Annotated in this window: 17 protein-coding genes; 7 read left to right on the top strand and 10 right to left on the bottom strand. The window is 74.4% G+C overall.

Annotated elements, in window-relative coordinates:
- The first annotated feature begins 5 nt into the window (after nucleotides 1-5).
- On the top strand, nucleotides 6-953 hold the full coding sequence (cofD, locus tag B5D80_RS06820; RefSeq protein ID WP_088642930.1) for a 2-phospho-L-lactate transferase: 948 nt from the start codon (nucleotides 6-8) through the stop codon (nucleotides 951-953).
- Nucleotides 950-2,077 carry a coenzyme F420-0:L-glutamate ligase gene (locus tag B5D80_RS06815; RefSeq protein ID WP_088642929.1) on the top strand — a complete coding sequence of 376 codons (1,128 nt, stop codon included), beginning with the start codon at nucleotides 950-952 and terminating at the stop codon, nucleotides 2,075-2,077. Before cofD ends, B5D80_RS06815 begins: the two co-directional genes overlap by 4 nt.
- Before the next feature lie 209 nt (nucleotides 2,078-2,286).
- Here B5D80_RS06815 and B5D80_RS06810 read toward each other — a convergent pair whose 3' ends face one another.
- Complete coding sequence (locus B5D80_RS06810) at nucleotides 2,287-3,288, bottom strand: ArsR/SmtB family transcription factor (RefSeq protein ID WP_088642928.1); 1,002 nt, start codon at nucleotides 3,286-3,288, stop codon at nucleotides 2,287-2,289.
- Between the two features lie 280 nt (nucleotides 3,289-3,568).
- Nucleotides 3,569-4,606 (bottom strand): hypothetical protein, encoded by a 1,038-nt coding sequence (locus B5D80_RS06805; protein ID WP_088642927.1) that lies wholly within the window; start codon nucleotides 4,604-4,606, stop codon nucleotides 3,569-3,571.
- Nucleotides 4,607-4,645: 39 nt separating this feature from the next.
- On the opposite strand from B5D80_RS06805, the gene B5D80_RS06800 reads away from it, so the two are divergent.
- On the top strand, nucleotides 4,646-5,278 hold the full coding sequence (locus B5D80_RS06800; protein WP_088642926.1) for an NUDIX hydrolase: 633 nt from the start codon (nucleotides 4,646-4,648) through the stop codon (nucleotides 5,276-5,278).
- Nucleotides 5,279-5,350: 72 nt separating this feature from the next.
- On the opposite strand, the gene B5D80_RS06795 is transcribed toward B5D80_RS06800, so the two are convergent.
- Complete coding sequence (locus B5D80_RS06795) at nucleotides 5,351-6,442, bottom strand: mannose-1-phosphate guanylyltransferase (protein ID WP_088642992.1); 1,092 nt, start codon at nucleotides 6,440-6,442, stop codon at nucleotides 5,351-5,353.
- Between the two features lie 63 nt (nucleotides 6,443-6,505).
- Nucleotides 6,506-7,651 (bottom strand): glycosyltransferase family 4 protein, encoded by a 1,146-nt coding sequence (locus B5D80_RS06790; protein ID WP_088642925.1) that lies wholly within the window; start codon nucleotides 7,649-7,651, stop codon nucleotides 6,506-6,508.
- 151 nt (nucleotides 7,652-7,802) lie between these two features.
- On the opposite strand from B5D80_RS06790, the gene B5D80_RS06785 reads away from it, so the two are divergent.
- Nucleotides 7,803-8,492 (top strand): TIGR03089 family protein, encoded by a 690-nt coding sequence (locus tag B5D80_RS06785; RefSeq protein WP_088642924.1) that lies wholly within the window; start codon nucleotides 7,803-7,805, stop codon nucleotides 8,490-8,492.
- Nucleotides 8,493-8,819: 327 nt separating this feature from the next.
- On the opposite strand, the gene B5D80_RS06780 is transcribed toward B5D80_RS06785, so the two are convergent.
- Both B5D80_RS06780 and B5D80_RS06775 read right to left on the bottom strand, forming a co-directional pair.
- Complete coding sequence (locus B5D80_RS06780) at nucleotides 8,820-10,796, bottom strand: acetoacetate--CoA ligase (protein WP_088642923.1); 1,977 nt, start codon at nucleotides 10,794-10,796, stop codon at nucleotides 8,820-8,822.
- Nucleotides 10,797-11,225: 429 nt separating this feature from the next.
- Nucleotides 11,226-11,741, bottom strand: coding sequence for an acyl-CoA thioesterase (locus tag B5D80_RS06775; protein ID WP_088642922.1), 516 nt, complete (start codon nucleotides 11,739-11,741; stop codon nucleotides 11,226-11,228).
- Nucleotides 11,742-11,764: 23 nt separating this feature from the next.
- Here B5D80_RS06775 and B5D80_RS06770 point away from each other — a divergent pair, with 23 nt between their 5' ends.
- A complete protein-coding gene (locus B5D80_RS06770) occupies nucleotides 11,765-12,436 on the top strand; it encodes a hypothetical protein (protein WP_088642921.1) in 672 nt (223 codons plus the stop codon).
- 120 nt (nucleotides 12,437-12,556) lie between these two features.
- Here the strand turns inward: B5D80_RS06770 and B5D80_RS06765 are convergent, their stop codons facing one another.
- The gene (locus B5D80_RS06765; RefSeq protein ID WP_088642920.1) at nucleotides 12,557-13,720 is read right to left on the bottom strand and encodes an acyl-CoA dehydrogenase family protein; all 1,164 of its coding nucleotides are present in this window, start codon (nucleotides 13,718-13,720) and stop codon (nucleotides 12,557-12,559) included.
- A gap of 249 nt (nucleotides 13,721-13,969) precedes the next feature.
- Between B5D80_RS06765 and B5D80_RS06760 the strand changes: the two genes are divergently transcribed.
- On the top strand, nucleotides 13,970-15,397 hold the full coding sequence (locus B5D80_RS06760; protein ID WP_088642919.1) for a UDP-glucose dehydrogenase family protein: 1,428 nt from the start codon (nucleotides 13,970-13,972) through the stop codon (nucleotides 15,395-15,397).
- A 155-nt stretch (nucleotides 15,398-15,552) separates the two neighbouring features.
- Nucleotides 15,553-20,454 (top strand): SCO7613 C-terminal domain-containing membrane protein, encoded by a 4,902-nt coding sequence (locus tag B5D80_RS06755; RefSeq protein WP_088642918.1) that lies wholly within the window; start codon nucleotides 15,553-15,555, stop codon nucleotides 20,452-20,454.
- Nucleotides 20,455-20,746: 292 nt separating this feature from the next.
- Here the strand turns inward: B5D80_RS06755 and purE are convergent, their stop codons facing one another.
- The 3 genes from purE to B5D80_RS06740 form a co-directional block, all read right to left on the bottom strand.
- Nucleotides 20,747-21,238, bottom strand: coding sequence for a 5-(carboxyamino)imidazole ribonucleotide mutase (gene purE, locus B5D80_RS06750; protein ID WP_088642917.1), 492 nt, complete (start codon nucleotides 21,236-21,238; stop codon nucleotides 20,747-20,749).
- A complete protein-coding gene (locus B5D80_RS06745) occupies nucleotides 21,235-22,395 on the bottom strand; it encodes a 5-(carboxyamino)imidazole ribonucleotide synthase (protein WP_088642916.1) in 1,161 nt (386 codons plus the stop codon). Before B5D80_RS06745 ends, purE begins: the two co-directional genes overlap by 4 nt.
- A gap of 206 nt (nucleotides 22,396-22,601) precedes the next feature.
- Nucleotides 22,602-24,689: a thioredoxin domain-containing protein gene (locus B5D80_RS06740; protein ID WP_088642915.1), complete on the bottom strand. Its 2,088-nt coding sequence runs from the start codon at nucleotides 24,687-24,689 to the stop codon at nucleotides 22,602-22,604.
- Nucleotides 24,690-24,814: the final 125 nt, after the last annotated feature.

Below are 24,814 nucleotides of genomic sequence, written 5' to 3'. Positions count from 1 at the left end.
ACGGCATGCGCATCGTGGTTCTGACCGGCGGAATCGGGGGTGCCCGATTCCTGCTCGGCGTCCGGGCGTACGCCCGCGAGGTGGGCGCCGAGGTGACCGCCGTGGTCAACGTCGGCGACGACCTCTACCTGCACGGCCTCAAGGTCTGCCCCGACCTGGACAGCGTCCTCTACACCCTCGGCGGGGGCGCCGACCCGGAACGCGGGTGGGGGCGGGTCGGCGAGAGCTGGACGATCAGGCAGGAACTGGCCGCGTACGGGGCCGAGCCGAGCTGGTTCAACCTCGGCGACAAGGACGTCGCCACCCACCTGGTGCGCACCACCATGATCAACGCCGGCTATCCGCTGTCGCAGGTCACCGAGGCGCTCGCCGCCCGCTGGCAGCCCGGCGTACGGCTGCTGCCGGCCACCGACGACCGGCTTGAGACGCACGCGGTGGTCGACCTGGACGGCGAGCGGCGGGTCATCCACTTCCAGGAGTGGTGGGTCCGGTACCGGGCGGGCGTGCCCACCGACCGGTTCGTCTTCGTCGGCGCGGACGCCGCCAAGCCGGCCCCCGGGGTGACCGAGGCGCTGGCCGCCGCCGACGTGGTGCTGGTCGCGCCGAGCAACCCGGTGGTGAGCATCGCGCCGGTGCTGGCGGTCCCCGGGCTGCGCGACGCGGTCGCCACCGGCCCCGCCCCGGTCGTCGGGGTGTCCCCGATCATCGGCGGCGCGCCGGTCCGCGGGATGGCCGACCGCTGCCTGGAGGTCCTCGACGTCGAGTGCAGCGCGGCCGGGGTGGCCCGGCTCTACGGCGGGCGCAGCGAGGGTGGCCTGCTCGACGGCTGGCTGGTCGCGCCGGAGGACGACGGGGTGGCGGTGCCCGGGGTGACCGTCCGCGCGGTCCCGCTGCGGATGACCGACGAGGCGGCGACCACGGCGATGGTCCGGGCCGCGATGGAGCTGGTGTGAGACTGGAGATCCTGCCGGTGCCCGGCATCGGCGACGTGACCGAGGGCGACGACCTGGCGGTGCTGATCGGCACCGCCGCGCCGTGGCTGCGCGACGGCGACGTGCTGGTGGTCACCAGCAAGATCGTGTCGAAGGCGGAGGGGCGGCTGGTGGACGTGCCGGCCGACGGGCCGGAACGGCTCGCCGCCCGGGACGAGGTGCTCGCCGCCGAGACCGCCCGGGTGGTGGCGACCCGGGGGCCGACCCGGATCGTGCAGACCCACCACGGTTTCGTGATGGCCTCCGCCGGGATCGACGCCTCGAACGTCGACAAGACCCGGCTGGTGCTGCTCCCGGTCGACCCGGACGCGTCCGCGCGGGCACTGCGCGCCGCCCTGCGGGACCGCTACCGGATCGACGTCGCGGTGATCATCAGCGACACGATGGGCCGGCCCTGGCGCAACGGGCTGACCGACGTGGCGCTCGGGGTGGCCGGGATGGCCGCGATCCGCGACCACCGGGGCGAGGTCGACCCGTACGGCAACGAGCTGCAACTGACCCAGATGGCGGTGGTCGACGAACTGGCCGGCGCGGGTGAACTGATCAAGGGCAAGTGCGACCAGGTGCCGGTGGCGGTGGTCCGCGGCTACCTGCCCGCACCGTCCCCGACCGTCGACGGTGCCGGGCATGCGGCGACCCGCCCGGCCGAGGACGGCGTCGGCGCGGCGGCCCTGGTCCGGGAGAGCGACCTGGACCTGTTCTCCCTCGGCACCGCCGAGGCGACGGCGGCCGGCCTGCGGGCCGGCGCGACCCTCGCCGACGGACCCGGCGCGTCGCCCGCCGACCCTGCCGCCGTCGACCGGGCCATCGCCGCCGTGGCGACGGTGGTCGCTCCCGGCACCACCTTCACCCACGTCACCGACGACGAGGTACGTGCCGGCCTCGCCGCGACCGTCGACGGATGGCCGGCCGGGGCCACCGGGCTGGTGCTCGGCGCGGCACCCACCCCGGTCGACCAGCCCGACCTGGTGCGCTTCGGTGCCGACCTGCATCGGCTGCGGATCGCGCTGGCCGCCGAGGGCGTCCCGTCCACCCTGCTGCCACCGCCGGCGGGCAGCATCGCGAGCGCCTGCCTGGCCCTGTGACCCGACCGGGCCGACCTGTCGGGGCGGCCACCCCGACGGCCGGGCCGGCGGTGACCAGGCCGGCCGCCGATGGCCCGGCGGTGATCGACACGCGATCGCCGAAGTTGCGGTATCCGCTCCAGGGGATACCGCAACTTCGGCACCACTGAGCCGCCCCACCGCCCGGCCGCCCCCACCGCCCGGCCGCCCGAGCCCGTCGGGCGGCGGGCTCAGGCGTCGAGCATGGCCCGGCCGAGGGGGGTCAGGGTGTGCAGGACCGTGTTGCGGTCCCGGCGGCTGACCAGCAGGCCGGCGTTGCGCAGCACGGCGGTGTGCTGGCTGGCCGCGGCGGCCGAGATGTGCAGCCGGCGGGCCATCTCGCCGGTGGTCGCGCCGTCGTCGCTGGCTTCGAGCACCGCCGCCCGGGTACGGCCGAGCAGCGCCGCCAGCGCCTCCCGGCCGCCGTCCCCGGCGGACCGGCCGCCCTCCCCCGGTGGCGGGTCCAACCCGCCGAGCCGGTCGGCCGGGTAGACCAGCACCGGCGGCAGCGCCGGGTCGAGCAGCGCGACCGGGGTACGCGCGCAGAAGAACGACGGCACCAGCAGCAGCCCCCGACCGTCCAGGTGCAACTCCCGCCGGTTCGGATAGTCCACGACCTGGAGCACACCGGAGTCCCAGCGCATACCCGGCCGCAGGCTCGCCAGCAGCCCCTCCGCGCCACCGTCGAGCAGCGCCCGGGCCCGTACCGCGCGGTCGGCCTCCACGGCGGCCCTGATCCGCCCCCAGTACGGGTCGATCGCCACCGACCGGTACTGCGTCATCGACTCGGTCAGGTGACGCAGCACCTCCGGCTCACCCCGGGCCAGCGCGGCCGCCGACGACGGCAGCGGGTTCGCCCCGGCCAGCAGGTTCAGGTCGCGGCGCAGCAGCTCGGTCGGGGTGGACCGGACGGCGTCCAGGCCCGCCTCGAACCCGTCGAGGCTCTGGTAGGGGGTGAGGAAGTCGGGGAAGTAGCCCCGGGGCGGGTTCAGCGCGAACAGCAGCCGGAACTGGTCGGCGGCGGTGTCCCGGCGCAACCCGGCGGCGACCCCCTGACGCCAGCGCGCCATCAGCGGGTCGCGGGTCCGCCCCTGGAGCAGGTGCAGGCTGAGGACCAGCTCCCAGACCGGGTCGGCGGCGGGGGCGACCCGGGTCCGGAGGATGTCCTCCCGGGAGAAGTGGATGGTCAGCATGGAGCGCTCCTGGGGCGGGGCAGGGGGAGGCCCGCCGACCCACTGAACTGTACCGGGCGGCACTTATCTCCACTTTTAAGTGTGGACTGAAAGACCTCGACGCCCGTCCCGCCGGTTGGCATGCTCCTACTGCCCGGTACGACACGCGGGGTTCTTCCCGCTGCCGGTCGGGCGGGTCGGGGGTCCACCGAAGGTGGCGCCCGGGAGGCACTACGAGGGTCTGCGGCCCTGGTTCCGCAGAGGTGTCACCCGGGCCCCACCGCCCCCGTGGCGGGTGGGGTCAGCCGATCCAGAGCGCCACCCGGTGGTCCTCGTCGGTGACGTAGAAGCTGCGTCCGTCCATCTCGGCCACCCCCTCGACGTTGCGGAACGGTGCCAGTTCGGCCACCACCTCGCCGGCGATCCGGCCGTCGTCGGTCGGCTCCCACCGGAACCGGACGTGCCGTGAGGTGACCTCGCCGCCGGTGGGGTGGTCGTCCAGCAGCACCGATCCCTTGCCCAGCGCGTCGATCGAGCCGACCACCGCCGCGTACCCGCCGTCGGCGGTCGGGGTGACCGCGCGGAAGCCGACCAGCGCACCGGGCGGGGTCACCCCGGTCAGCACGTACGCCCGGCCGGCGCGCGGCCAGCCGCCGCCCGAGGTGAACATCTGCGGCACCCCGGCCAGCTCGACCAGGACCGGTTCCCCGTCCACGGTCACCGGGAAGCGCAGCCCCAGCAGCACCGTCCCCTCCGGGGTGAACGCCGCCGCCTCCACGTTCAGCGGCAGGTCGTCGTCGGCGAGCCGGCGTACCCAGGACTTGGCCCGCGCGGTGCCCCGGGCCACCGTCTCCCCGATGAACCGCTGGCGCACCCGCTCACCGGGTGGCAACGGGGTGAACGCCGCCTTCACCAGCGCGTCGTTCACCGCCCGGTGCACCCGGAACCGGTTGCGGACCACCTGCACCGGCAGCGTCCCGGTGGCCGCGTCGTCCTCGCGAAAGCGGGCCACGAACGCCCGGCGGGGGCGCAGTGGGCCGGCCTTGGAACCGAAGTGCGACCCGAAGACGTACACCCAGCCGTCGTGTGCGGCGAGCGCCTCGCCGTCCTCGGTGCGGCCGTTCTCGACCCCGGCGTCGGCCGGCACGTGATGGGCGACCCACTCGCCGTCGGTGCGTTGCAGCAGCAGGGCCAGGCAGTGTTCCACCGGCCCCTCGTCGAGCACCGTCCAGAAACCACGTACGGCGTCGTGCGCCCGCAGCAGGGACCGGGAGCGGACCGGCAACAGGTCACTGGCCTCGTTGCCGGCGACCACGAACTCCAGAAGTCTCAGGTTCACCGCGCCAGGGTACGGAGCGCGCGCTCGTAGAGTGTCGGAATGCCCGACGCCTTCCCCGCCCCGCCCCCGGCCGCCGCGACCACCCCACCCCACCCCGCCAGGCCGGACGGTGCCGGCGGGAACGCGGCGCTGCACGCGGACGCCGTGGCGGTGCTGACCGGATGGACGCCGACCGGGCCGGCCGCCGCCGGGGCCCGGGACCGCACCCTCGACCTGCTCGCCGACGGCCCGGTCGCGCTGACCCGCCACCACCTGCCGGGTCACCTCACCGCGAGCGCGCTGATCCTCGACGCCGCCGGGGAACGGGTGCTGCTCTGCCTGCACGGGAAGCTGCACCGCTGGGTGCAGTTGGGCGGGCACTGCGAACCGGGCGACGCGACGCTGGCCGGGGCGGCGCTACGCGAGGCCACCGAGGAGTCCGGCATCCCCGGACTGGTCATCGACCCCGTACCGATCGACGTGGACATCCACCCGGTGCGCTGCCAGGGCGGTTCGCTGCACCACGACGTCCGGTTCGCGGTCTTCGCCCCGCCGGGCGCGGTCGAGCAGGTCAGCGACGAGTCGGAGGCGCTCGGCTGGTTCCCGACCGACCGGCTGCCGGAGCCGCTCGCCGGTGGGACCGCCAAGCTCGTCGCACCGGCCCTGGCCGTGCACGCCCGTCGGCCCCGCTGACCGCGCGCCCTGCCGACCCGCCCGGTGGCGGCACGTGCCGCCGCCGGGCGGAAGGTCAGGCCGCCCGGTGGTTCAGACCAGTCCGTCCTCGCCCCGGGTCTTCAGCTCGTCGACCAGCGCCTTGACGTCCTGCGCCCGGTCGCGCGGGCACACCAGCACCGCGTCGGGGGTGTCCACCACGATCAGGTCACGGACCCCGAGGGCGGCCACCAGCCGACCCGACTGCGGCACCACCACCAGGTCGTGGGCGTCGTGCAGCAGCACCCCCGGCTTGGCGTCGGCCCCCAGCACCACGTTGCCGTCCGGGTCGGCCGGCAGCACCTCGCCGAGGGTGTGGAAGTCGCCGACGTCGTTCCAGCCGAAGTCGCCGGGCACGGTGGCGACCCGACCGGCGGTCGCCGCGCCCTCCATCACCGCGTAGTCGACGGAGATCTTCGGCAGCGTCGGCCAGACCGTGCCGAGGACGTCGTCCTGCTCGGGACCGCCCCAGGCCGCCGCGATAGCGGTCACCCCGGCGTGCAGGTCCGGCTGCTGGCGGGCCAGCTCGGCGAGGAAGACGTCCACCCGCCAGACGAACATGCTGGCGTTCCAGAGGTGCCGGCCCGAACGCAGGTACGCCTCGGCGACCGGCGCGGCCGGCTTCTCCTTGAACTCGGTCACCGGACGCAGCGGGCCGTCACCGGTCGGCTCCCCGGTCTCCAGGTAGCCGTAGCCGGTCTCGGCCCGGGTCGGGGTGATCCCCACCGTCATCAGCAGACCCTGCTCGGCCCCCCGGACCGCCGCCCGGACGGTCCGCACCCAGGCCGCCGGGTCCCGGATCAGGTGGTCGGCGGCGAACGACCCCATCACCGCCGACCCGTCACGCCGCGCGATAACCGCCGCCGCCAGCGCGATCGCCGCGCAGGAGTCCCGGGGGGACGGCTCCACCAGGATGTTCTCCTCGGGCACCCCGCGCAGTTGCCGGGCCACCGCCGCCGCGTGGGCGACGCCGGTGACCACCAGGACACGCTCCGGTGTGGTCAGCGGCGTCAGCCGGTCGACGGTCGCCTGGAGCAGCGACGCGTCGGTGCCGGTGAGCGGGTGGAGGAACTTGGGGTGCCCCGCGCGGGACAGCGGCCACAACCTCGTGCCGCTGCCACCCGCCGGGATGACGGCGTAGAGCATCAGCACATCATGCCCGAACCGTCCCAGGTCGGATGGCGGCTCGGCCGTACCGTCAGCGACCACTCAGGAACGGGCCCGGCTCCACGCGGCGATGTGCACCTCGGCGCTGGACGCCCAGGTGAACTCCTTGGCCCGGTCGAAACCGGCCTTGGCCAGCGACGACCGGCGCTGCTCGTCGTCGAGCAGGGCGGCCAGGTCGGTGGCGATCTGGTCCGGGTCCTCGCTGGTGTAGGCGACCGCGTCGCCGCCCACCTCGGGCAGCGAGAGCCGGGGCGTGGTGAGCACCGGCGCGGCGCAGGCCATCGCCTCCAGGATCGGCAGGCCGAACCCCTCACCGTACGACGGGTAGGCGGCGACCAGCGCGCCACCGAGGAAGCCGGGCAGGTCGGCGTAGCGAAGGTAGCCGGGGCGCAGCAGCCGCAGGTGCGAGGGGACCTCGGCCACCGCGCGGTCGATGTCGTCGTCGTGCCCCTGACCGCCGGCGACCACCAGGGCCGGCGGGTCCTCCCGGTCCGCCACCGCCCGCGCCCAACCCCGGATCAGATTGGGTACGTTCTTGCGCGGTTCCTTGGCACCGAGGAAGGCGACGTAGCTGCTGCCGCCGAGCCCGAGCCGGGCCCGCACCCGGGCCTTCTCCTCCTCGCCCGGAGCGTGGAATGCCTGCTGGTCGACCCCGTGGTAGGCCACGTCGATCCGGGTCGGGTCGGCGTCGAGCAGCCGGATCAACTCGTCACGGGTGGCCTTGCTCGGCACGATCACCCGGTTGGCCCGGCGCAGCGACGTCTTGATCGCGCTGCGGAAGAACGTCCGGCGGGACTTGTCGTAGTGCTCCGGCTCGGTGAAGAACGTCGCGTCGTGCACGGTCACCGTGACCGGGCAGCCGGCCCGCAGCGGGCAGGTGTAGAACGGCGAGTGCAGCACCTCGGCACCGACCTGCTGGGCGAGCAGCGGCAGGCCGGTCTGCTCCCAGGCGAGCCGGGCCGGGCGGTGGGCGACGGCGGCCGGGGCGGGGATCACCTCGGCCCCGGGCAACATCCGGGCGTAGCGCTCCAGGTCGGTGCGGAGGCTCACCACGACCAGGTCGACCGTCTGACCGCACACTGTGCCCAGGGCGCCGAGCAGGCCATCGACGTATCTACCGACGCCGCCTCGGTCGGCGGGGACACTCGTGGCGTCGATGAGCACGCGGGGCGGGCGACCGGCGGTCACGGGGCGACTCCTTGCAGTGGCGGGTCTGTGGGGAACAACACTCCGGGCAAGCCTACGCCGGAGCGCCGCACGGACGCTGACTCCGACCCGACCGTACGCCGACTTGTCATCGCCATCGGATACGGACGGCGGGGGCGTATCGTTCGCGCCGATGGCCGACAACATTGCCCGGGTGTTCGCCGCCGCGATCGCGGCCGACCCCGCCCGCCCCCTGCTGACCTGGTACGACGACGCCACCGGCGAACGCACCGAACTCTCCGGCGCGACCCTGGCGAACTGGGTGGCCAAGACCGCCAACCTGCTCGTCGACGAACTGGCCCTGAGCCCCGGCGACCCGGCCGGGGTGCTGCTGCCGCCGCACTGGCAGACCGCCGCGGTGCTGCTCGGCTGCTGGTCCGCCGGGTTGACGGTGCGTGACGAGCCGGGTGCCGTGGACGTGCTCTTCGCCGCCGCCGACCGGGTGGCCGAGGGGGACGCCTGGCCGGCCGGCGACCGCTATGCGCTGGCGCTCGCCCCGTTCGCCGCCCCGCTGCGCGAGGTCCCCGCCGGGTACGCCGACTACGTGGTCGAGGTACGCACCCAGGGTGACCACTTCGCGCCGTCCACCCAGGGTGGTCCGGCCGACGCGGACCTGCTGGCCGAGGCGGACGCCCGCGCCACGACCCTCGGCATCTCCCCCGGCGACCGGCTGCTCGTCGACGCGGCGGTCCACCCCGACCCGCGCGACTGGCTGCTCGCCCCGCTGCTGCGGGGGGCGACGGTCGTGCTGACCGGCAACGCCGACCGCTCCCGCCTCCCCACCCGCGCCGACACCGAACGCACCACCCGAACCCTCACCTGACCCCGATCCCGCCGCGCCCTGCCCCCACGGCACGCCACCCGCCCCGCCGGCCCGGCCCTGCCGCGCCCCGGCCCGCCCTGCTTTGCCCCGCCCCGCCTTGCCCCGACCGGCACAGCCCCGGTGATCAAGAGGTTTGCGTCATCTGTTCGCGGCCTGTTGACGCAAAGCTCTTGATCGCCAGACTTCGGCGGGGCTGGGGCGCGGTGATCAAGAGGTTTGCGTCAAGGATGGCGGGTGGGGTGACGCGAGGCTCTTGATCACCAGGGCGGCCGGGGGTCGGGCGGGGCCGGAAGGGACGGGTGGGCCGGGGGCAGGCGCGGGGTGGGGTTAGGGGGTGGGGCGGGTTTGGGCGAAGGTGGCGAAGGCGGTCAGGGACTCGGGGTTGGCCAGGGCACCCTTCGCGGCGGCCGACTCGACCGGGGTGCCGGTGAGGATCTTCTTGACCGGCACCTCCAGCTTCTTGGACGACAGGGTGCGCGGCACCGCCCTGACCTGGTGGATCTCGTCGGGGATGTGCCGGGGCGACAGCGCGATACGCAGCTCCCGGGCGATCTTCTTCCGCAGCGCGTCGTCGAGTTCCAGGCCCTCGGCGAGCACCACGAACAGCAGCAGCTCCCCCGCGCCGCCCTCGTCGTCCTCTAGGTGCACCACGACCGAGTCGACCACCTCGTCGAGGCCCTCCACCACCGAGTAGAACTCGGCCGTGCCGAGCCGTACGCCGCCCCGGTTGAGGGTGGCGTCGGAACGGCCGGTGATCACACAGCCGCCCCGCTCGTTGATGGTGATCCAGTCGCCGTGCCGCCACACCCCGGGATAGACGTCGAAGTACGCCTCGGCGTAGCGGCTGCCGTCCGGGTCGTTCCAGAACCCCACCGGCATGCTCGGCATCGGCGCGGTGATCACCAGTTCGCCCAGTTCGCCGAGGACCGGGGTGCCGTCGGACGAGCGGGCCTCCACCTTAGCCCCGAGCGCCCGGCAGGTGATCTCCCCGGCGTGCACCGGCAGCAGCGGCACCCCGCCGACGAAACCGGTGCAGACGTCCGTCCCACCGGACAGGGACTGGAGCTGGAGGTCGGTGCCGACCGTGTCGTACACCCAGGTGAAGCCCTCGGCGGGCAGCGGCGCGCCGGTGGAACCGACACCGCGCAGCGCGGACAGGTCGGCGATCTGCTTCGGCACCAGGCCGGACTTGCGGCAGGCCAGCAGGAACGGCGCAGACGTCCCGAAGTAGGTGGTGCCGGTCTCCTCGGCCAGCCGCCACAGCGCACCCAGGTCGGGGTGGCCGGGGTTGCCGTCGAACAACACGATCGTCGCCCCGACGGCCGGCCCGGAGACCAGGAAGTTCCACATCATCCAGCCGGTGGTGGTGAACCAGAAGAACCGGTCGGCCGGACCGAGATCGTGGTGCAGGGCCAGCATCTTGAGGTGTTCCAGCAGGATGCCGCCGTGCCCGTGCACGATCGGCTTCGGCAGCCCGGTGGTGCCCGAGGAGTAGAGCACGTAGAGCGGATGGTCGAACGGGACCGGGGTGAAGGTCAACGGCTCGTCGGTCTCCGCCGCCAGCTCGGCCCAGCTCAGACCATCCTGCGGTACGTCGGCGGAGCCCGTCGGGTACAGGTAGGGCACGTGGACGGTGTGGGTCAGTGACGGCAGGGCGGCCCGGATGGCGGCCACCTCGACCCGCCGGTCGACCGGCTTGTCGCCGTACCGGTAGCCGTCCACGGCCACCAGGACCTTCGGGGCGATCTGCTGCCAGCGGTCGACGACACTACGGGTGCCGAACTCCGGGGCGCAGGACGAGAAGACCGCCCCGAGGCTGCTGGTCGCCAGCAGGAGCACGTACGTCTCGGGGACGTTCGGCGCGTACGCGGCCACCCGGTCCCCGGCGACGACGCCGAGCCGGCGCAGCCCGGCCGCCACCCGGCGGACCTGTTCGCGCAGCTCGGCGGCGGTCAGGGTGACCGGCGGGCGGGTCTGGGAGTGGGCGACCACCACCGGGTCGTCGTCGGCCCGGCCGGGCATCCGCAGCACGTTCTCGGCGTAGTTGAGCGTCGCGCCGGGGAACCACCGGGCACCGGGCATCGCCGTATCGCCCAGGGTCGCCGTCGGCGGGGTGTGCGCCACCACCGCGAAGTAATCCCAGATCGAACGCCAGAAGGCGGCCAGGTCGGTGACCGACCACTGCCACAGCGCGTCGTAGTCGGCGAAGTCCAACCCCCGGTGCTCCCGCAGCCACCGCAGGTAGCCCCCGATCCGGGACCACTCGCGTACGTCCGCCGGCGGCGTCCACAGCACGTCACCCACCGCTCCACCCTCCCTGAGGCCCCACACGGCACTGTGCCCGGCCATGCCGCCATCTTGCCTACCTCGCAGCGCCATCATCCACACCGGGGGCCGACACGGAAACGTGCCCCGCGCACACAATCCGTCCCCACCTGCACACACAGCCCTCCACCACAGGGGCCGGCCTCGGGCTGGAGGCCAGGCTCGGCCGGGCTCGGTGATCAAGAGGTTCGAGTCAGCTTTCAGCCTGAAGTTGACGCAAACTTCTTGATCACCGACCCACTCCCCGGTGATCAAGAGGTTTGCGTCAGTCTCGCGCCGCACACCGACGCGAACCTCTTGATCACCGGGGCGAAAGCAGGCGGGGCGAAAGCGGGCGGGGTCAGGAAGCAGGCGGGGTCAGGAAGCAGGCGGGGTCAGGAAGCAGGCGGGGTCAGGAAGCAGGCGGGGTCAGGAAGCGCGGTGGGCTTGGATGGCGCGGCGTTTGGCGAGGCGGTGGGCGCGGCGGATCTCGGCCTCCTTGTAGCGGCGTTCGTCCTCGGCGGTCTCGGTGAGTACCGGCCGGACCGCCCGGGGCGCGCCGCCCACGTCCACCCCCACGAAGACGAGGTACGCGGTGGCCACCCGGACCGGTTCGTCCTCGGCCGAGTCCCACCGCTCGGCGACCACCTTCACGCCCACCTCCATCGAGGTGTTGCCGGTCCAGTTGACCTGGGCGTGGGCGTGCACCAGATCGCCCACCCGGACGGGTTCGGAGAAGACGATCTCGTCGATCGAGGCGGTCACCGCCGTACCGCCGCTGTGCCGGGCCGCCGCCGCTCCGGCCACGTCGTCGACGAACTTCATCAACACCCCACCGTGCACGGTCCCGTACAGATTGACATCGACAGCGGTCATGATGCGACTCAGCGTGACCCGGGAGTACGACGTCGGCTTGCCGGCAGGGGTGGTGGGGTGCTCGGTCATGGCAGAAACGGTACGGTGCGCCAATGCGACATCTCTGGAGCTTCCTCGCCGGGTTGGTGGTGGCGCCCGTCACGTGGGTGTTGATCACTCTCGGGCAGGACGGGTCGGGCCGGACCGTGGACCGCTGGGTGGAGATCGGCACGTACAACACGGCCAACCTGATCGAGCCGGCCGTCTACCTCGGCGTCGCCGGCATCCTGCTCGGCCTGGTCGGCACGCTGCGCACCTCGCCGGTCGGCCCGCTCGTCGCCGGGCTGCTGCTGGTCACCCCGTACGTCGGGATGTTCATCGCACCGTTCACCGTGCTCGACCGGATCCCGAGCGGCTGGAAGGTGCTCGGTGACCCGCTGCCGCTGCGCCAGCCGGTGCAGGACGGGACCCTGTTCCTGATCGGCCTGCTGCTGCTGATGGCTGTGTTCAGCGCCCAGCGGTGGCGGCGCTGGCCGCAGCCGGCGACCGGCACGCAACCGGCCCCGGCCGACGACGACACCCCGCCACCGCCCAGTTTCGCCACGAGCGACTGGCCGCCGCCCCCACCGGCCCGCAGCGAGCCGGACACCGCCCCGCTCACCCTGGGCTACCCCGATCTGGACACCCCCACCGAGCCGCTGCCCCGGCGGACCAGCAGCGAGTCGCCGTGGTCCGCGCCGCCGCGCTACGGCGCGAAGCCGGAGAACAGCACCGACAACCGTTGACGCCCCGGGTGGGCCGGTCCGACCGGCCCACCCGCACCCCGATGATCAAGGCCGGGTCGCCGTCACGCGCGACCGACGGCGCGGTAGGCGTCCGGACCGGAAGAGCCACGGGACGGCCGGTCAGTCCTTGAGGAGTTGGCGGGCCATGACGATGCGTTGGACCTGGTTGGTGCCTTCGTAGATTTGGGTGATCTTGGCGTCGCGCATCATGCGTTCGACGGGGTAGTCGCGGGTGTAGCCGTAGCCGCCGAGGAGTTGGACGGCGTCGGTGGTGATGTCCATGGCGGCGTCGGAGGCGAAACACTTCGCCGCCGCGCCGAAGTAGGTCAGGTCCGCGTCGCCGCGTTCGGACTTGCCGGCCGCGGTGTAGGTGAGCTGGCGGGCGGCTTCGAGTTTCATGCCCATGTCGGCGAGCATGAACTGGACGCCCTGGAATTCGGCGACGGGTTTGCCGAACTGTTGGCGTTCCTGGACGTAGCCCTTGGCGTAGTCGAGGGCGCCCTGGGCGATGCCGACGGCTTGGGCGGCGATGGTGACCCGGGTGTGGTCCAGGGTGCGCATGGCGGTGCCGAACCCGGTCCCCGGCTCCCCGATGATCCGGTCGGCCGGAATCCGCACGTTGTCGAGGTACACCTCCCGCGTCGGGGAGCCCTTGATCCCGAGCTTCTTCTCGGGTGCGCCGAAGCTGACTCCGGGGTCGGATTTCTCGACGACGAAGGCGGAGATGCCGCGGGAGCGGGCCGCCGGGTCGGTGACGGCGAACACGGTGTAGAACTCGGAGACTCCGGCGTTGGTGATCCACCGTTTCACGCCGTTGAGGACCCAGTGGTCGCCGTCGCGGACGGCCCGGGTGGTCATGGAGGCCGCGTCGCTGCCGGCCTCGGGTTCGGACAGGCAGTACGAGAACATCGCCTCACCCGCCGCCACCGGCGTCAGATAGCGCCGCTTCAACTCCTCCGACCCCGCCAGCAGCAACGGCATCGTGCCCAGCTTGTTCACCGCCGGGATCAACGACGAGGAGGCGCACGCCCGCGCCACCTCCTCGATGACGATCGCGGTGGCCAGGGCGTCAGCGCCCGCGCCGCCGTACTCGACGGGGATGTGCGGGGCGTGGAAATCGGCGGCACGCAGCGCGTCGTACGAGGACTTGGGAAACTCCCCCGTCTCGTCGGCCTCGGCCGCGTGCGGGGCCACCTTGGCGGCACAGACCTCACGGACGGCCTCACGGACCGCGTCGTGCTCCTCGGGCAACCGGTAGACGTCGAACGTCTGTTCTGCGGCCATGTCGGCCCTCCCCTTTCACCGCTATCATGCGCAGTCTGTGTGCCGTCTCCAGGCCGCCGACTGCCGCAGACTGAAGGATAGCCATCGTGGCTCCCCACCACGTTACCGGCCGGTAGGATCGTGCCGGGCAGGCGTCGACAGCGCACAACTACGCTGACCGAACGACAGGTTTTCCATCGGTGCCCGGCCAGGCGCCGCAGCCGATTGCGACGCAGTGAAGCGCCGCCAGCGCGAGCGGAGAAGACAGGCGTGACGATCCCGTACCCGAACATCCAGCCGGCGCCGACCATCTCCCCGGTGACGCCCCCCTCGGGTGCGCCGCGTCCCCGGGTGACGTTCCTGGGCACCGGCTACCTCGGCGCGACGTACGCCATCTGCTACGCCGAGCTGGGCTACGAGGTGCTCGGCTTCGACGTCGACGCCGACAAGATCGCCAAGCTGAACGCGGGCGAGGTGCCGATCCACGAGCCGGGCCTCGACGAGCTGCTGCGGCGCAACCTGGCCGCCGGTCGGCTGCGGTTCTCGACCGACATCGCCGAGACCGCCGACTTCGGCGACGTGCACTTCATCTGCGTCGGCACCCCGCAGCGCGCCGACGGCATGGGCGCCGACCTGTCGTACGTCGAAGCCTCGGTGACCGCCCTGGCCCAGCAACTGACCCGCAAGGCGCTGATCGTCGGCAAGTCCACCGTGCCGGTCGGCACCGCCGAGTGGGTGGAGCAGCTCGTCGGCAAGCACACCCCCGACGACCTGGGCGTCGAGGTGGCCTGGAGCCCCGAGTTCCTCCAGGAGGGCTTCGCCGTCGACGACGTGCTGCGCCCCAACCGGATCGTGGTCGGCGTCAAGACCGAGTGGGCCAACGCCATGCTCTACGCCGCCCACAAGGGCGTCTTCGACCTGGCCGCCACCGAGGACCGGGAGGTCCCGCTGGTGGTGACCGACTTCGCCACCGCCGAACTGGTCAAGGTCGCCGCGAACGCCTTCCTGGCCACCAAGATCTCCTTCATCAACGCGATGGCCGAGGTCTGCGAGGCCAGCGGCGGCGACGTCACCCAGCTCGCCCGCGCCATCGGCTACGACCCCCGGATCGGCAACCGGTTCCTCCAGGCCGGACTCGGCTTCGGCGGCGCGTGCCTGCCCAAGGACATCCGCGCCTTCCAGGCCCGCGCCCAGGAGTTGGGCGCGGGTGAGGCGCTACGCTTCCTGCACGAGGTCGACCTGATCAACCTGCGTCGCCGCACCCGGGTCCTCCAGCTCGCCTCCGACCTGCTCGGCCGCCGCCCCGGCCCGGCCGGCCCGGACTTCTCCGGCACCCGGATCGCGGTGCTCGGCGCGACCTTCAAACCCAACACCGACGACGTCCGCGACGCCCCGGCCCTCGCCGTCGCCGCGCTGCTCGCCAAGGCCGGTGCCGACGTGCACGTGTACGACCCCCAGGGCACCGAGAACGCCCGCCGGATCGCCCCCGAGCTGGTCTACGAGTCCAGCATGAACGACGCCGTCTCCGGGGCCGACCTGGTCTGCGTACTCACCGAGTGGGCCGACTTCCGCAACGCCGATCCGGTCGCCCTCGGCGAGCTGGCCGCCGGCCGTCGGGTCGTGGACGGCCGCAACTGCCTCGACGCGGCACTGTGGACGCAGGCCGGCTGGGAGTACCGGGGCATGGGCCGCCCCTGACGACACCGCGACGCGCCGGCGCGGGAGGTGATCTCCCCGCGCCGGCGCGTTTTTTGTACCCCTAACGGAGCGGCAGGTGTCGAAATCCACGCCCGCTCAGGGCATGCTGCGTGGGGGCGGCGTCCACAGTGCGTCCGGCCGGGTGGAGGGATGTCGTGGAGAGCTTCCAGTGCTCCTCGTGCGGGCGGCAGATCAAGCCGGCGGCCCGCTGCCCCAACTGCGGGGCCGAGCAACCGCAGTGGCGCGAACACCTGGCCGAGATCGAACGCTCCATCGCCGAGATGAAGGCCCGCGACGCCGAGATCGCCCGGGAGCAGCGGCAGATCGCCGCCAAGATGCAGGCCGCCCTGTTCCAGCGGGACATCCTCGCCCACGCCGGTGAGGAACGCGTCAAGCAGGCCACCCGGCCGCGTCGGGTGCTGCGCCGCAAGGCGGACCGGCGACCGCCCACCGCCACCACCGGGGCACCGCCCCGGGTGCCCCGGCAGGGCACCCCCGCCGGGCCGGCCGGCCCCGACGAGCCACCGCTCCCACCGCCGTACCGGACCGCCACCTGGCTGGGCGCGGACAACCCGGAACACCCGGCCGAGGCCTCCTCCCGGGAGGTGCAGAACATCCCGCTCGGGCTGGGCGCGCTGGTGCTGGCCGTGGCCGCGGTGGTCTTCGCCGCCGTCGCGACCAGCTCGATGGACGCCCTCGCCCGGCTCGGCATCCTGCTGGTCGCCACCGTCCTGCTGCTGCTCGCCCCGCCGGTGCTGGCCCGCCGGGGGCTGACCTCCACCGCCGAGACGATCTCCACGGTCGGCCTGCTGCTGGTGCCGCTGGCCGGGTACGCGCTGTGGGCGGTCGACCGGATCGGCGCGTCGGGGGCGGTCTTCTCCGGGGTGATCTTCGCGCTGACCACCGGCGTCGCCCTCGCCTACGCGCTGGGCACCGGCCTGCGGGCACCCCGGTTCGCGGCGGTGCTGGCCGCCCAACCCGTGGTGCCGCTGCTCGCCTACGGATGGATCAGCGGCCCGACCGGCTGGGCGGTGGTGCTCACCGTGGTGGCCGTGCTCGACCTCGCGCTGGTCCGCTCCGGCATCATGCGGGAACGGCCGGCCCCGCCGGAGTCCACCACCGACCGGCCCGCCGGGCCGCCCCGGCAGCGGGTCGCCCCGGACGGCCGGCCGGAGGGGGCGCCGGAGGAGTCGGGCGAGGTGCTCGACGGCACGGCGGCCACCCCGGGCGGCGCTTCCCGGCCGGTGCCGTGGCTGCCCCAGACGACCTGGCTGCTGCACGGGGTGGCGGTGGCCCTCGCCCTGGCGTACGCGGTCACCGCGCTGCTGCGGGCGCAGACCGTACCGGCGGCCACCGGTGCCGGCGCGGCGCTGCTGCTGGCCGCGGCGGTGGGCCTGGCCGGCACCCTGCTGCTGCGCCGCCCACCGTTGCCCGACGTGGGCGCCGGCATCCTCACCCTGGCCGTGATCGGCGCGCTGGGACGGGTCGCCTCGGTGGCCTTTCCCGGCCGGGCGCTGCTGCTGGTCGCCGCGGTCATCACGCTGACCGGGCTGGCCGTGCGGGCCGTACCGGAAGCCGCCCGGCGGGGGCCGCAGCTCGCCTCCGCCGCGGCGCTGACCGTCAGCGGCCTGGTGGTGGCCGGCGGCGCGCTGCGGGCCGGGCTGGCACCGGTCCAGGCGGCGCTGCCCGCCTGGCGGGCCGACCTGACCGCGTTCCCCGGCGAGGTGGCGGCGGCGGCCGGTCCGTCCGCCGGGCAGCTCGCCGCCAGCGCCCTGCTGCTCACCATCGCGGCGGTGCTCGCCCTGCCGCCGGAGATCCGCCGCGAGTTCGCGGTGGTCGGCGCGGGACTGACCGCACTGGCGGTGCCCGCCTCGCTGGGTCTGGGCTGGGCGGCGGCACCCTGGCCGATGGTGCTGGCGGCCGTCGCGATCGGCGTCGCCGGGCTCTGGGCCGGCACCACCCGGGCGGCCGTGGTGCACGCCGGAGCCGCCACCGTGGTCGGGTTCCTCGGGGCCGGTGCCGCGCTGAGCCGACCGGCGCTGACCGCCGCCGCCCTGGCCGTGCTGATGCTGGCCGGCGTGCTGGTGGCGCTCGCGCCCCGGGTCCGGATCGCCCCGGCCGCCGCCGACGTCCTCTCCGGCTGGGCGGCCGGCGGCGCGGCGTTCGCGCTGCCCGGCGCGGTCGCCGCGTTCGTCGCGGCCACCGAGCCGTCCGGGCCGGTGCTCACCCCGGCGGTGCTGCGGGAGCTGACGGTGCCGATCCTCGCGGCGGGTTTCCTCGCCGTCTGCGTCACCCTCGGCTACGCGGCGATGATGCAGGTGTCGCAGCGGCACCTGAGCCTGCCGCACGCCGTCGGCACCGGGCTGGGCGCGCTGGCGGTGATCGGGGCCGCCTTCTTCGCCCCGGGCCGGACGGCCGCCGACGCCTGGCTCGGCGGGCTGGTGCTGATCGCCACCCTGCTGCTGCTCTTCGCCGGCCGGATCGACGCGCGCCGCCCTTCCGATCTGGCGTTCGACGGTGCCGACCTGGCCGCCGCCGCCGTCACCACGGCGCTGATCGCCACCCTGGCCCGGATCACGGCGGTCATCTCGCCCGGCGGGCAGCTCGCGGTCGCCGCCGTGCTGGTGCTGGTGGTCGCCGTCGCCGCGCGGGCGATGCCCGAGGAGTGGCGGCGTGGGCCGGTGCTCGGCATCGCCGCCGGTGCCGCGCTGATCGGGGTGCTGGCCGGCTGGTCGGCGCTGCGCGGCGGGGTGGGCGTGCTGGCCACCCCGGGTCCGATCTGGGCCGGTGACCTCACCGGTTGGCCGGCCGCGCCGACCGGCGGCTCGACCTGGCAGGCCCCCGTCGCGTTGGCGCTGCTCGCGCTGGCCGCCGCCATCCTGCTCCCCACCCCGTGGAAGTACGACGTGGCCGGGGTCGGCGTGGTGCTGGCCACCGTCGGCGTCCCGGCCGCCTTCGACCTGCCGTGGTGGTCGCCCGTCCTGGTGGGGCTGACCGTCGCCACCGTCTTCGGCACCGCCGCGGTGGCCTCCGCCGACCCGCGCGCCGGGCTGTCCCGGGCCACCGTGGCCGGGGTGGTCGCGCTGCACGCCGCCGGGGCCGGGCTGGTGCGCCCGTGGACGACCGCGCTCGCCCTGGGCGGCATCGCGCTGATCGGCCTGACCGTGGCGGCGATGGCCCGGTCCCTGGCGCCCTCACTGGTCGAGGACGTCGAGACCGAGGGGATGCCGCCGCACCTGGTGCAGATCGGCGGCCTGGCGACGGCCGCCGCGCTGCTCGCCCTGCCCGGCGCGGTGGCCGCGCTCGCCGCCGAGTTCGGCCACGGGGCGCAGGTGGTGCTGACCGCCGCGCTGGCCGCGTCCAGCTTCGGGCTCGCCGCGGTGGCCGCCGTCCGCCGGCCGGTCCCGCAGTATCTGCCGTACGCGAGCGCGGCGGTCGCCGGTGGGGCGACCGTCAGCGCCGTGGCCGCCATCTTCGTCGACCTCCCGTCCGGGGTGTTCGCCGCCGCGGCGGCGCTGCTCGGGGTCCTCGCCGAACTGGTCCGGGCGGCGACCGTGCCACCGGTCGGGTCCGCCCAGCCGGTACGCCGCTGGGCGGTCCTGCTGGACGGTGCGCTGCGCCGGCTCCCCGACGACGGCACACAGCGACGCTGGCGGATCGACCCGGCCGCCGGGGCGCTGGCCGCGGCGGCGGTGCCCACCGTGCTGGCCCTGATCTCCCTCGCGCCGCTGCTGTTCGTGGCGCTGGTCGAGCCGCACCGGATGCTCGCCCACGTCTGGCAGGGGCCGCCGCCGCAGTTGCGGACTCCGCCACCGGAGCTGGTGGACCCGACGCACGTGCTGACCGCGCTGCTGCTCACCGGCACCGCCGCGCTGGCCGCCACCGGCCTGTCCGGTGGCCGCCGGTCCCGGGCGGTGCCGGTGGTGCTGCCCGGTCTCGCGGTGACGCTGCTGATCACGCCGATCGCGTTGGGGATGGCCTGGCCGCAGAACGCCCTGGCCGCCCTCGCCGTCTTCACCATCTCGATGCTGGGGCTGGCGTTGACCCCGCCGCCCCCGCTGGCCGAGCGGGCCCGGTCGCTGCGGCTGGCCCGGGTGCTGGTCTTCGTCATCGGGCTGGCCGGTGGCGGCGCGGGGCTGGCCGGCAGCCTCGCCAGCGAGGGGCTGACCCTGTTCACCCTCGGTGGCGCGGTCGGCGTCGGGGTGGTCGCCGCGCTGTTCGGCACCACCGGGCGGGCCCGCATCCTGGGCTGGCTGTTCGCCTCGCTGATGGCGCAGCTGTTCGTGCTCACCGCCGGACTGGTGGCCGGCCTCCCCGCCGTCTGGTCGGCGTTCGGGGTGCTCGCGGTGGGCGCGGCGTTGCAGGTGTTCGCCGCGACGCTGCCCCGACTGCGGCGACCCGAGGCGTACCGGGAGGCCGCCACCGTCGAGTGGAGCGGGTACGCCGCCGCGCTCATCGCCCTGGCGCTGGCGTTCGACTCGCCCCGGCACATCGCCGCCCTGCTCGCCGCCTGGGGTGCCGTGCTGGGGGTGGCCGCCGTCCGGCCGGGGCGGCGACCGGTGGAACGCCGCATCCTGTTCTGGGCGGTGGTCGCCTGCGAGATCGTCGCCTGGTGGATCATGATGCGGGTCGCCGACGTGGCGCTGCCCGAGGCGTACACGTTGCCGTTCGCGGCGCTCGCCCTGCTGGTCGGCATCCTCGAACTGCGCGACCGCCCCGACCTGTCGAGCTGGGTGGCGTACGGCCCGGCGCTGGTCGCGGCGTTCGTGCCGACGCTGGCGATCGTGCTGGCCACCGACGCCGGCATGCTGCGCCAGGTGCTGCTGCTGCTCGGCGCGGTCGCGGTGCTGGTGTACGGCTCGACCAGCCGGCAGCAGGCCCCGGTCATCGTGGGTGCGGCGGTGACCGCGATCGCGGCGGTGCACGCCCTGTTCAGCCTGGGCCCGTGGCTGGTGCTCATCCCGGTCGGCCTGGTCCTGCTGGTGCTGGGGGCGAGCAACGAACGCCGCCGCCGCGCCCAGGACCGGCTCCAGACCGCCCTGCGCTCCATGAGGTGAATCGGAGGGTCACGGCAGGGTCGGACGTGGTCCGGCCGAGTGAGCCGGGTGGTCGTGGGCGGGCACGAACTGGCCGGGTGGTCGTGGGGGGGGCACAACCTGGCCGGGTGGTCGTGGGCGAGTGCATCCCGGCCAGGGGCGGACCGGGCGGTCACGCCCCGGCCGGGGCGGCCCTGGCCGGCCACGGTGATCGACTCACTTGAGGTGATGATGCGGTAACGACGCGCCCGGATACCGCAACATCGGCCCCATTGCGCGGGCAGCCCGCCTTGCGGGCGGTCCCGCCCCGGGGTCAGGTCAGGGAGGCGCGGAGGGCGGCGTCCTTCTCGGCGACCAGGTCCTCCAGGTCGGCCTGGAAGGCGGTCATCCGGGCGCGCAGGGCCGGGTCGGTCGCGGCCAGGATGCGGACCGCGAGCAGGCCGGCGTTGCGGGCGTTGCCGATCGACACGGTGGCCACCGGAATCCCCGCCGGCATCTGCACGATGGACAGCAGCGAGTCCATCCCGTCCAGGTGCTTGAGCGGCACCGGCACCCCGATCACCGGCAGCGGGGTGACCGAGGCGACCATGCCGGGCAGCGCGGCGGCCCCGCCCGCCCCGGCGATGATCACCTTGAGTCCCCGGTCGGCGGCGTCCCGGCCGTACTCGATCATCTTGACCGGGGTGCGGTGCGCGGAGATCACCGCCACCTCGTACGGGACGTCGAACTCGTCCAGGGTGGCGGCGGCGGCCCTCATCACCGGCCAGTCCGAGTCGCTGCCCATGATCAGCCCGACGGTGCTCACCCGTGCCCCTCCCGCAGCCAGCGGGCGGCCCGCGCCGCCCGCGCCCGTACGTCGTCCAGGTCGTCGCCGAGCACCGTGACGTGCCCGATCTTGCGGCCGGGCCGGACCTGCTTGCCGTACAGGTGGACCCGGGCGCCCGGCTCGGCGGCGAAGAGGTGGTGCAGCCGCTCGTCGAGGGAGATCCCGCCCGGCTCGCCGCCGAGCACGTTCGCCATCACCACCACCGGGGCGGCGAGCGAGGTGTCCCCCATCGGGTAGTCGAGCACTGCCCGCAGGTGCTGCTCGAACTGGGAGGTCCGGGCCCCCTCGATGGTCCAGTGCCCGGAGTTGTGCGGGCGCATCGCCAGCTCGTTGACGACCAGCCCGGTGTCGGTCTGGAACAGCTCCACCGCCAGCAGGCCGACCACACCCAGCGCCGTGGCCAGGTCGATGGCGAGCTGCTGGGCGGCGACGGCCGACTCCTGCGCCAGGTCGGGCGCGGGGGCGAGCACCTCGACGCAGATCCCGTCCCGCTGCACGGTCTCCACCACCGGATAGACGGCGACCTGCCCGAACGGCGAGCGGGCCACCTGCACCGCCAACTCCCGGCGCAGCGGCACCCGCTCCTCCACGAGCAGCGAGGTGCCCCCGGCGAGCAGGGTCGCGGCCAGCTCGGCGGCCTGCCCGGCGTCGTCGACCAGCCACACGCCGCGCCCGTCGTAGCCGCCCCGGGCCGCCTTGAGCACCACCGGCCAGCCGTGCTCCGCGCCGAAGGCGAGCAGGTCCGCCGGGTCGTCCACCGGCCGCCACGCCGGGTTGGGGGCGCCCAGCGTGCCGAGCCGTTCCCGCATCACCCGCTTGTCCTGGGCGTGCAGCAACGCGTCGGCGGGCGGGAACAGCTTCACGCCCTCGGCGGCGAGGGTGCGGATGTGCTCGGTCGGGACGTGCTCGTGGTCGAAGGTGACCACGTCGCAGCCCTTGGCGAAGGTGCGCAGCGCGGCGACGTCGGTGTGGTCGCCGTACTGCACGTCGGCGGCGACGAGCGCGGCACCGTCGTCGGGGGCGAGCGCCAGCACACGCAGTGACTGGCCAAGGGCGATGGCGGCCTGGTGGGTCATCCGGGCCAGCTGGCCGCCACCCACCATGCCGACGACGGGCAGACCGGTACGGGAGTCCATAGCGCCGCCAGCCTAACCGGGCCGGGTCGCCGGCCGACCCGAGGGCCACCCGTCCCTGGCCGGCGGCCGTCCACCCGACAGCCCGGAGCCCGGCCGGACCCGCCGGCCCCGGTCCCGCCGGTCGTCCACCCGAAGCCCGGCGCCCGGCCGGACCGGGGTCAAGTGGATCATCAGGGTGGAACGGCCGCCGGGGCAGGGCCGGTTGCTCAGGTGAGCTGGGCGACCAGGTCGTCGACCGAGGTCACCGGCCGCTGGCAGACGAACCCCCGGCAGACGTACGCGGTGGGCCGCCCGTCGACCAGCGGCCGGTCGGCGAGCAGCGGCACGCCGGGCTGGTCGGGCCGGCCGGCGACCACCACCGCCCCGGGTGGGGCGTGCCGGTGCGCGGCGACGACCAGCGGGTCCCCGGCCGGGTCGTCGGTGACCACCGCGATCTCGTACGGCCCGGACAGCAGTGCCTCCCCGGTGGTGGCTGCGTACCCGGTGAACCGGGCGTGCCGGCCGACGATCGGCGCGACCGTGGACAGGGCCGCCTCGGCCGCCTCCCGGTAGCGGGTCTCCCCGCTCAACGCCGCGTACGCGGTCAGCGCCGCCGCGATCGCCGACCGGCCGGACGGGGTGGCGTTGTCGGTCGGGTCGGCCGGCCTGGCGACCAGCCGTTCGGCGTCGTCGGCGGTGTCGTAGAACCCGCCGTCGGGCGCGGCGAACCGGGCCAGCGCGACGTCGAGCAGGCCGCCGGCCAGTTCCAGCCAGCGCCCCTCGCCGGTGAGCTGGTGCAGCGCGCAGAACGCCTCGGCGACGCAGCCGTGGTCCTCCAGCACGCCGGCCGGCTCGCCGACGACGCCGTCCCGGGAGGCCCGCCGCAGCCGGCCGTCGACCAGGTGCACGCGGGCCAGATGCTCAGCGGTCTCCCGCAGCGCCCCGTCGGCGACGATGGCGATCCCGTCCATCAGGTTGGCATCCTCGTCGTCGGAGGTCACCCGGATCGCGACGACCTGGAGGAACTCGACGAGCGCGGTGATCGCCAGGCCGTTCCAGGCGGCCACCACCTTGTCGTCGCGGGCCGGTTGGGGGCGGGTGTCCCGGGCGGCCAGCAGCCGGCCCACCACGCTGCGCCAGCGGTCCCGGATCTCCGGGTCGGCGTCGTCGACGTCCCGCGCCAGCCGCAGCACGCTGGTGCCGGCGGTGCCGTGCCCGGCCGCGTCCGCGTCGTCCGTCCCGGCGGCGGGCCGGGGTTCGAAGGTGCCGACCTCGGTGACGTCGAACAGGTCGGCGGCGAAGCGGCCGTCGTCCTCGCCGAGCACCGCGACGAGCTGCGCCGGGGTCCAGACGTAGGTGAGGCCCTCCACCCCGTCGGTGTCGGCGTCGAGCGCGGAGGCGAAACCCCCGCCGGGGCGGTGCAGCTCGTCGGCGAGGAACCGGGCGGTGTCCCGGGCCACCCGGCGGGCCAGCGGGTCGCCGGTGAGCCGCCACAGCTGGGTGTAGACCCGCAGCAGCAGGGCGTTGTCGTAGAGCATCTTCTCGAAGTGCGGCACCGTCCAGTGGGCGTCCACCGAGTAGCGGGCGAATCCGCCGGCGAGCTGGTCGTGCAGGCCGCCCCGGGCCATCGCCTCGGCGGTGTGCCTGACGATCTCCAGGCTGCGCGCCGAGCCGGTCCGTTGGTGGTGCCGGAGCAGGAAGAGCAGGTTCATGTGCGGGGGGAACTTCGGTGCGCCGCCGAAGCCGCCGTTGGTCTCGTCGTACTCGGCGGCGAGCTGGTCGGCGGCGGCGTCGAGCAGTCCGGCGGTGAGCGGGGCGGTGGGGCCGCCGACGGCCTGGGCACCGCCGATCGCCTCGACCACTGCGGCGCCCTGCCGCAGCACGGCCTCCCGCTGCTCCCGCCACGCGGTGCCGACCGACTCCAGCAGCCGGACGAAGTTGGGCTTCGGGAAGTAGGTGCCGCAGAAGAACGGGGTGCCGTCGGGGGTGGCGAAGACCGTCATCGGCCACCCGCCCTGGCCGGTCATCGCCTGGGTGGCGGTCATGTAGACGGCGTCGACGTCGGGCCGTTCCTCACGGTCCACCTTGATCGCCACGAAGCCGGCGTTGACCAGCGCGCCCACCGTCTCGTCCTCGAACGACTCGTGGGCCATCACGTGGCACCAGTGGCAGGCGGCGTAGCCGACCGAGATGAGCACCGGGACGTCGCGCCGTTTCGCCTCCGCGAACGCCTCGTCGCACCACGGCCACCAGTCGACCGGGTTGTCGGCGTGCTGGAGCAGATACGGCGAGGTGGCCTGGGCGAGTCGGTTCACCCGACGACCCTATCCACCCCCGGGCGCACCCGCCGGGGCAACCGTCCCGCCGAAACCGGGCCTTCCCTCGTTCACATTCATCGTCTTTGATCTGTGCGGGTGCGGTGATCGGCACCGCCCTGCGA

It is taken from the genome of Micromonospora wenchangensis (genome assembly GCF_002210435.1).
GTDB lineage: Bacteria > Actinomycetota > Actinomycetes > Mycobacteriales > Micromonosporaceae > Micromonospora > Micromonospora wenchangensis.
This window is presented reverse-complemented; position numbering and strand designations above follow the sequence as displayed.

What these genes read in the sequence shown, in the direction of transcription:
- B5D80_RS06745 (WP_088642916.1), bottom strand. Translation starts at nt 22,395, where the DNA reads ATGGACTCCCGTACCGGTCTGCCCGTCGTCGGCATGGTGGGTGGCGGC.
- B5D80_RS06775 (WP_088642922.1), bottom strand. Translation starts at nt 11,741, where the DNA reads ATGACCGAGCACCCCACCACCCCTGCCGGCAAGCCGACGTCGTACTCC.
- B5D80_RS06800 (WP_088642926.1), top strand. Translation starts at nt 4,646, where the DNA reads ATGCCCGACGCCTTCCCCGCCCCGCCCCCGGCCGCCGCGACCACCCCA.
- cofD (WP_088642930.1), top strand. Translation starts at nt 6, where the DNA reads ATGCGCATCGTGGTTCTGACCGGCGGAATCGGGGGTGCCCGATTCCTG.
- B5D80_RS06770 (WP_088642921.1), top strand. Translation starts at nt 11,765, where the DNA reads ATGCGACATCTCTGGAGCTTCCTCGCCGGGTTGGTGGTGGCGCCCGTC.
- B5D80_RS06765 (WP_088642920.1), bottom strand. Translation starts at nt 13,720, where the DNA reads ATGGCCGCAGAACAGACGTTCGACGTCTACCGGTTGCCCGAGGAGCAC.
- B5D80_RS06785 (WP_088642924.1), top strand. Translation starts at nt 7,803, where the DNA reads ATGGCCGACAACATTGCCCGGGTGTTCGCCGCCGCGATCGCGGCCGAC.
- B5D80_RS06795 (WP_088642992.1), bottom strand. Translation starts at nt 6,442, where the DNA reads ATGCTCTACGCCGTCATCCCGGCGGGTGGCAGCGGCACGAGGTTGTGG.
- B5D80_RS06810 (WP_088642928.1), bottom strand. Translation starts at nt 3,288, where the DNA reads ATGCTGACCATCCACTTCTCCCGGGAGGACATCCTCCGGACCCGGGTC.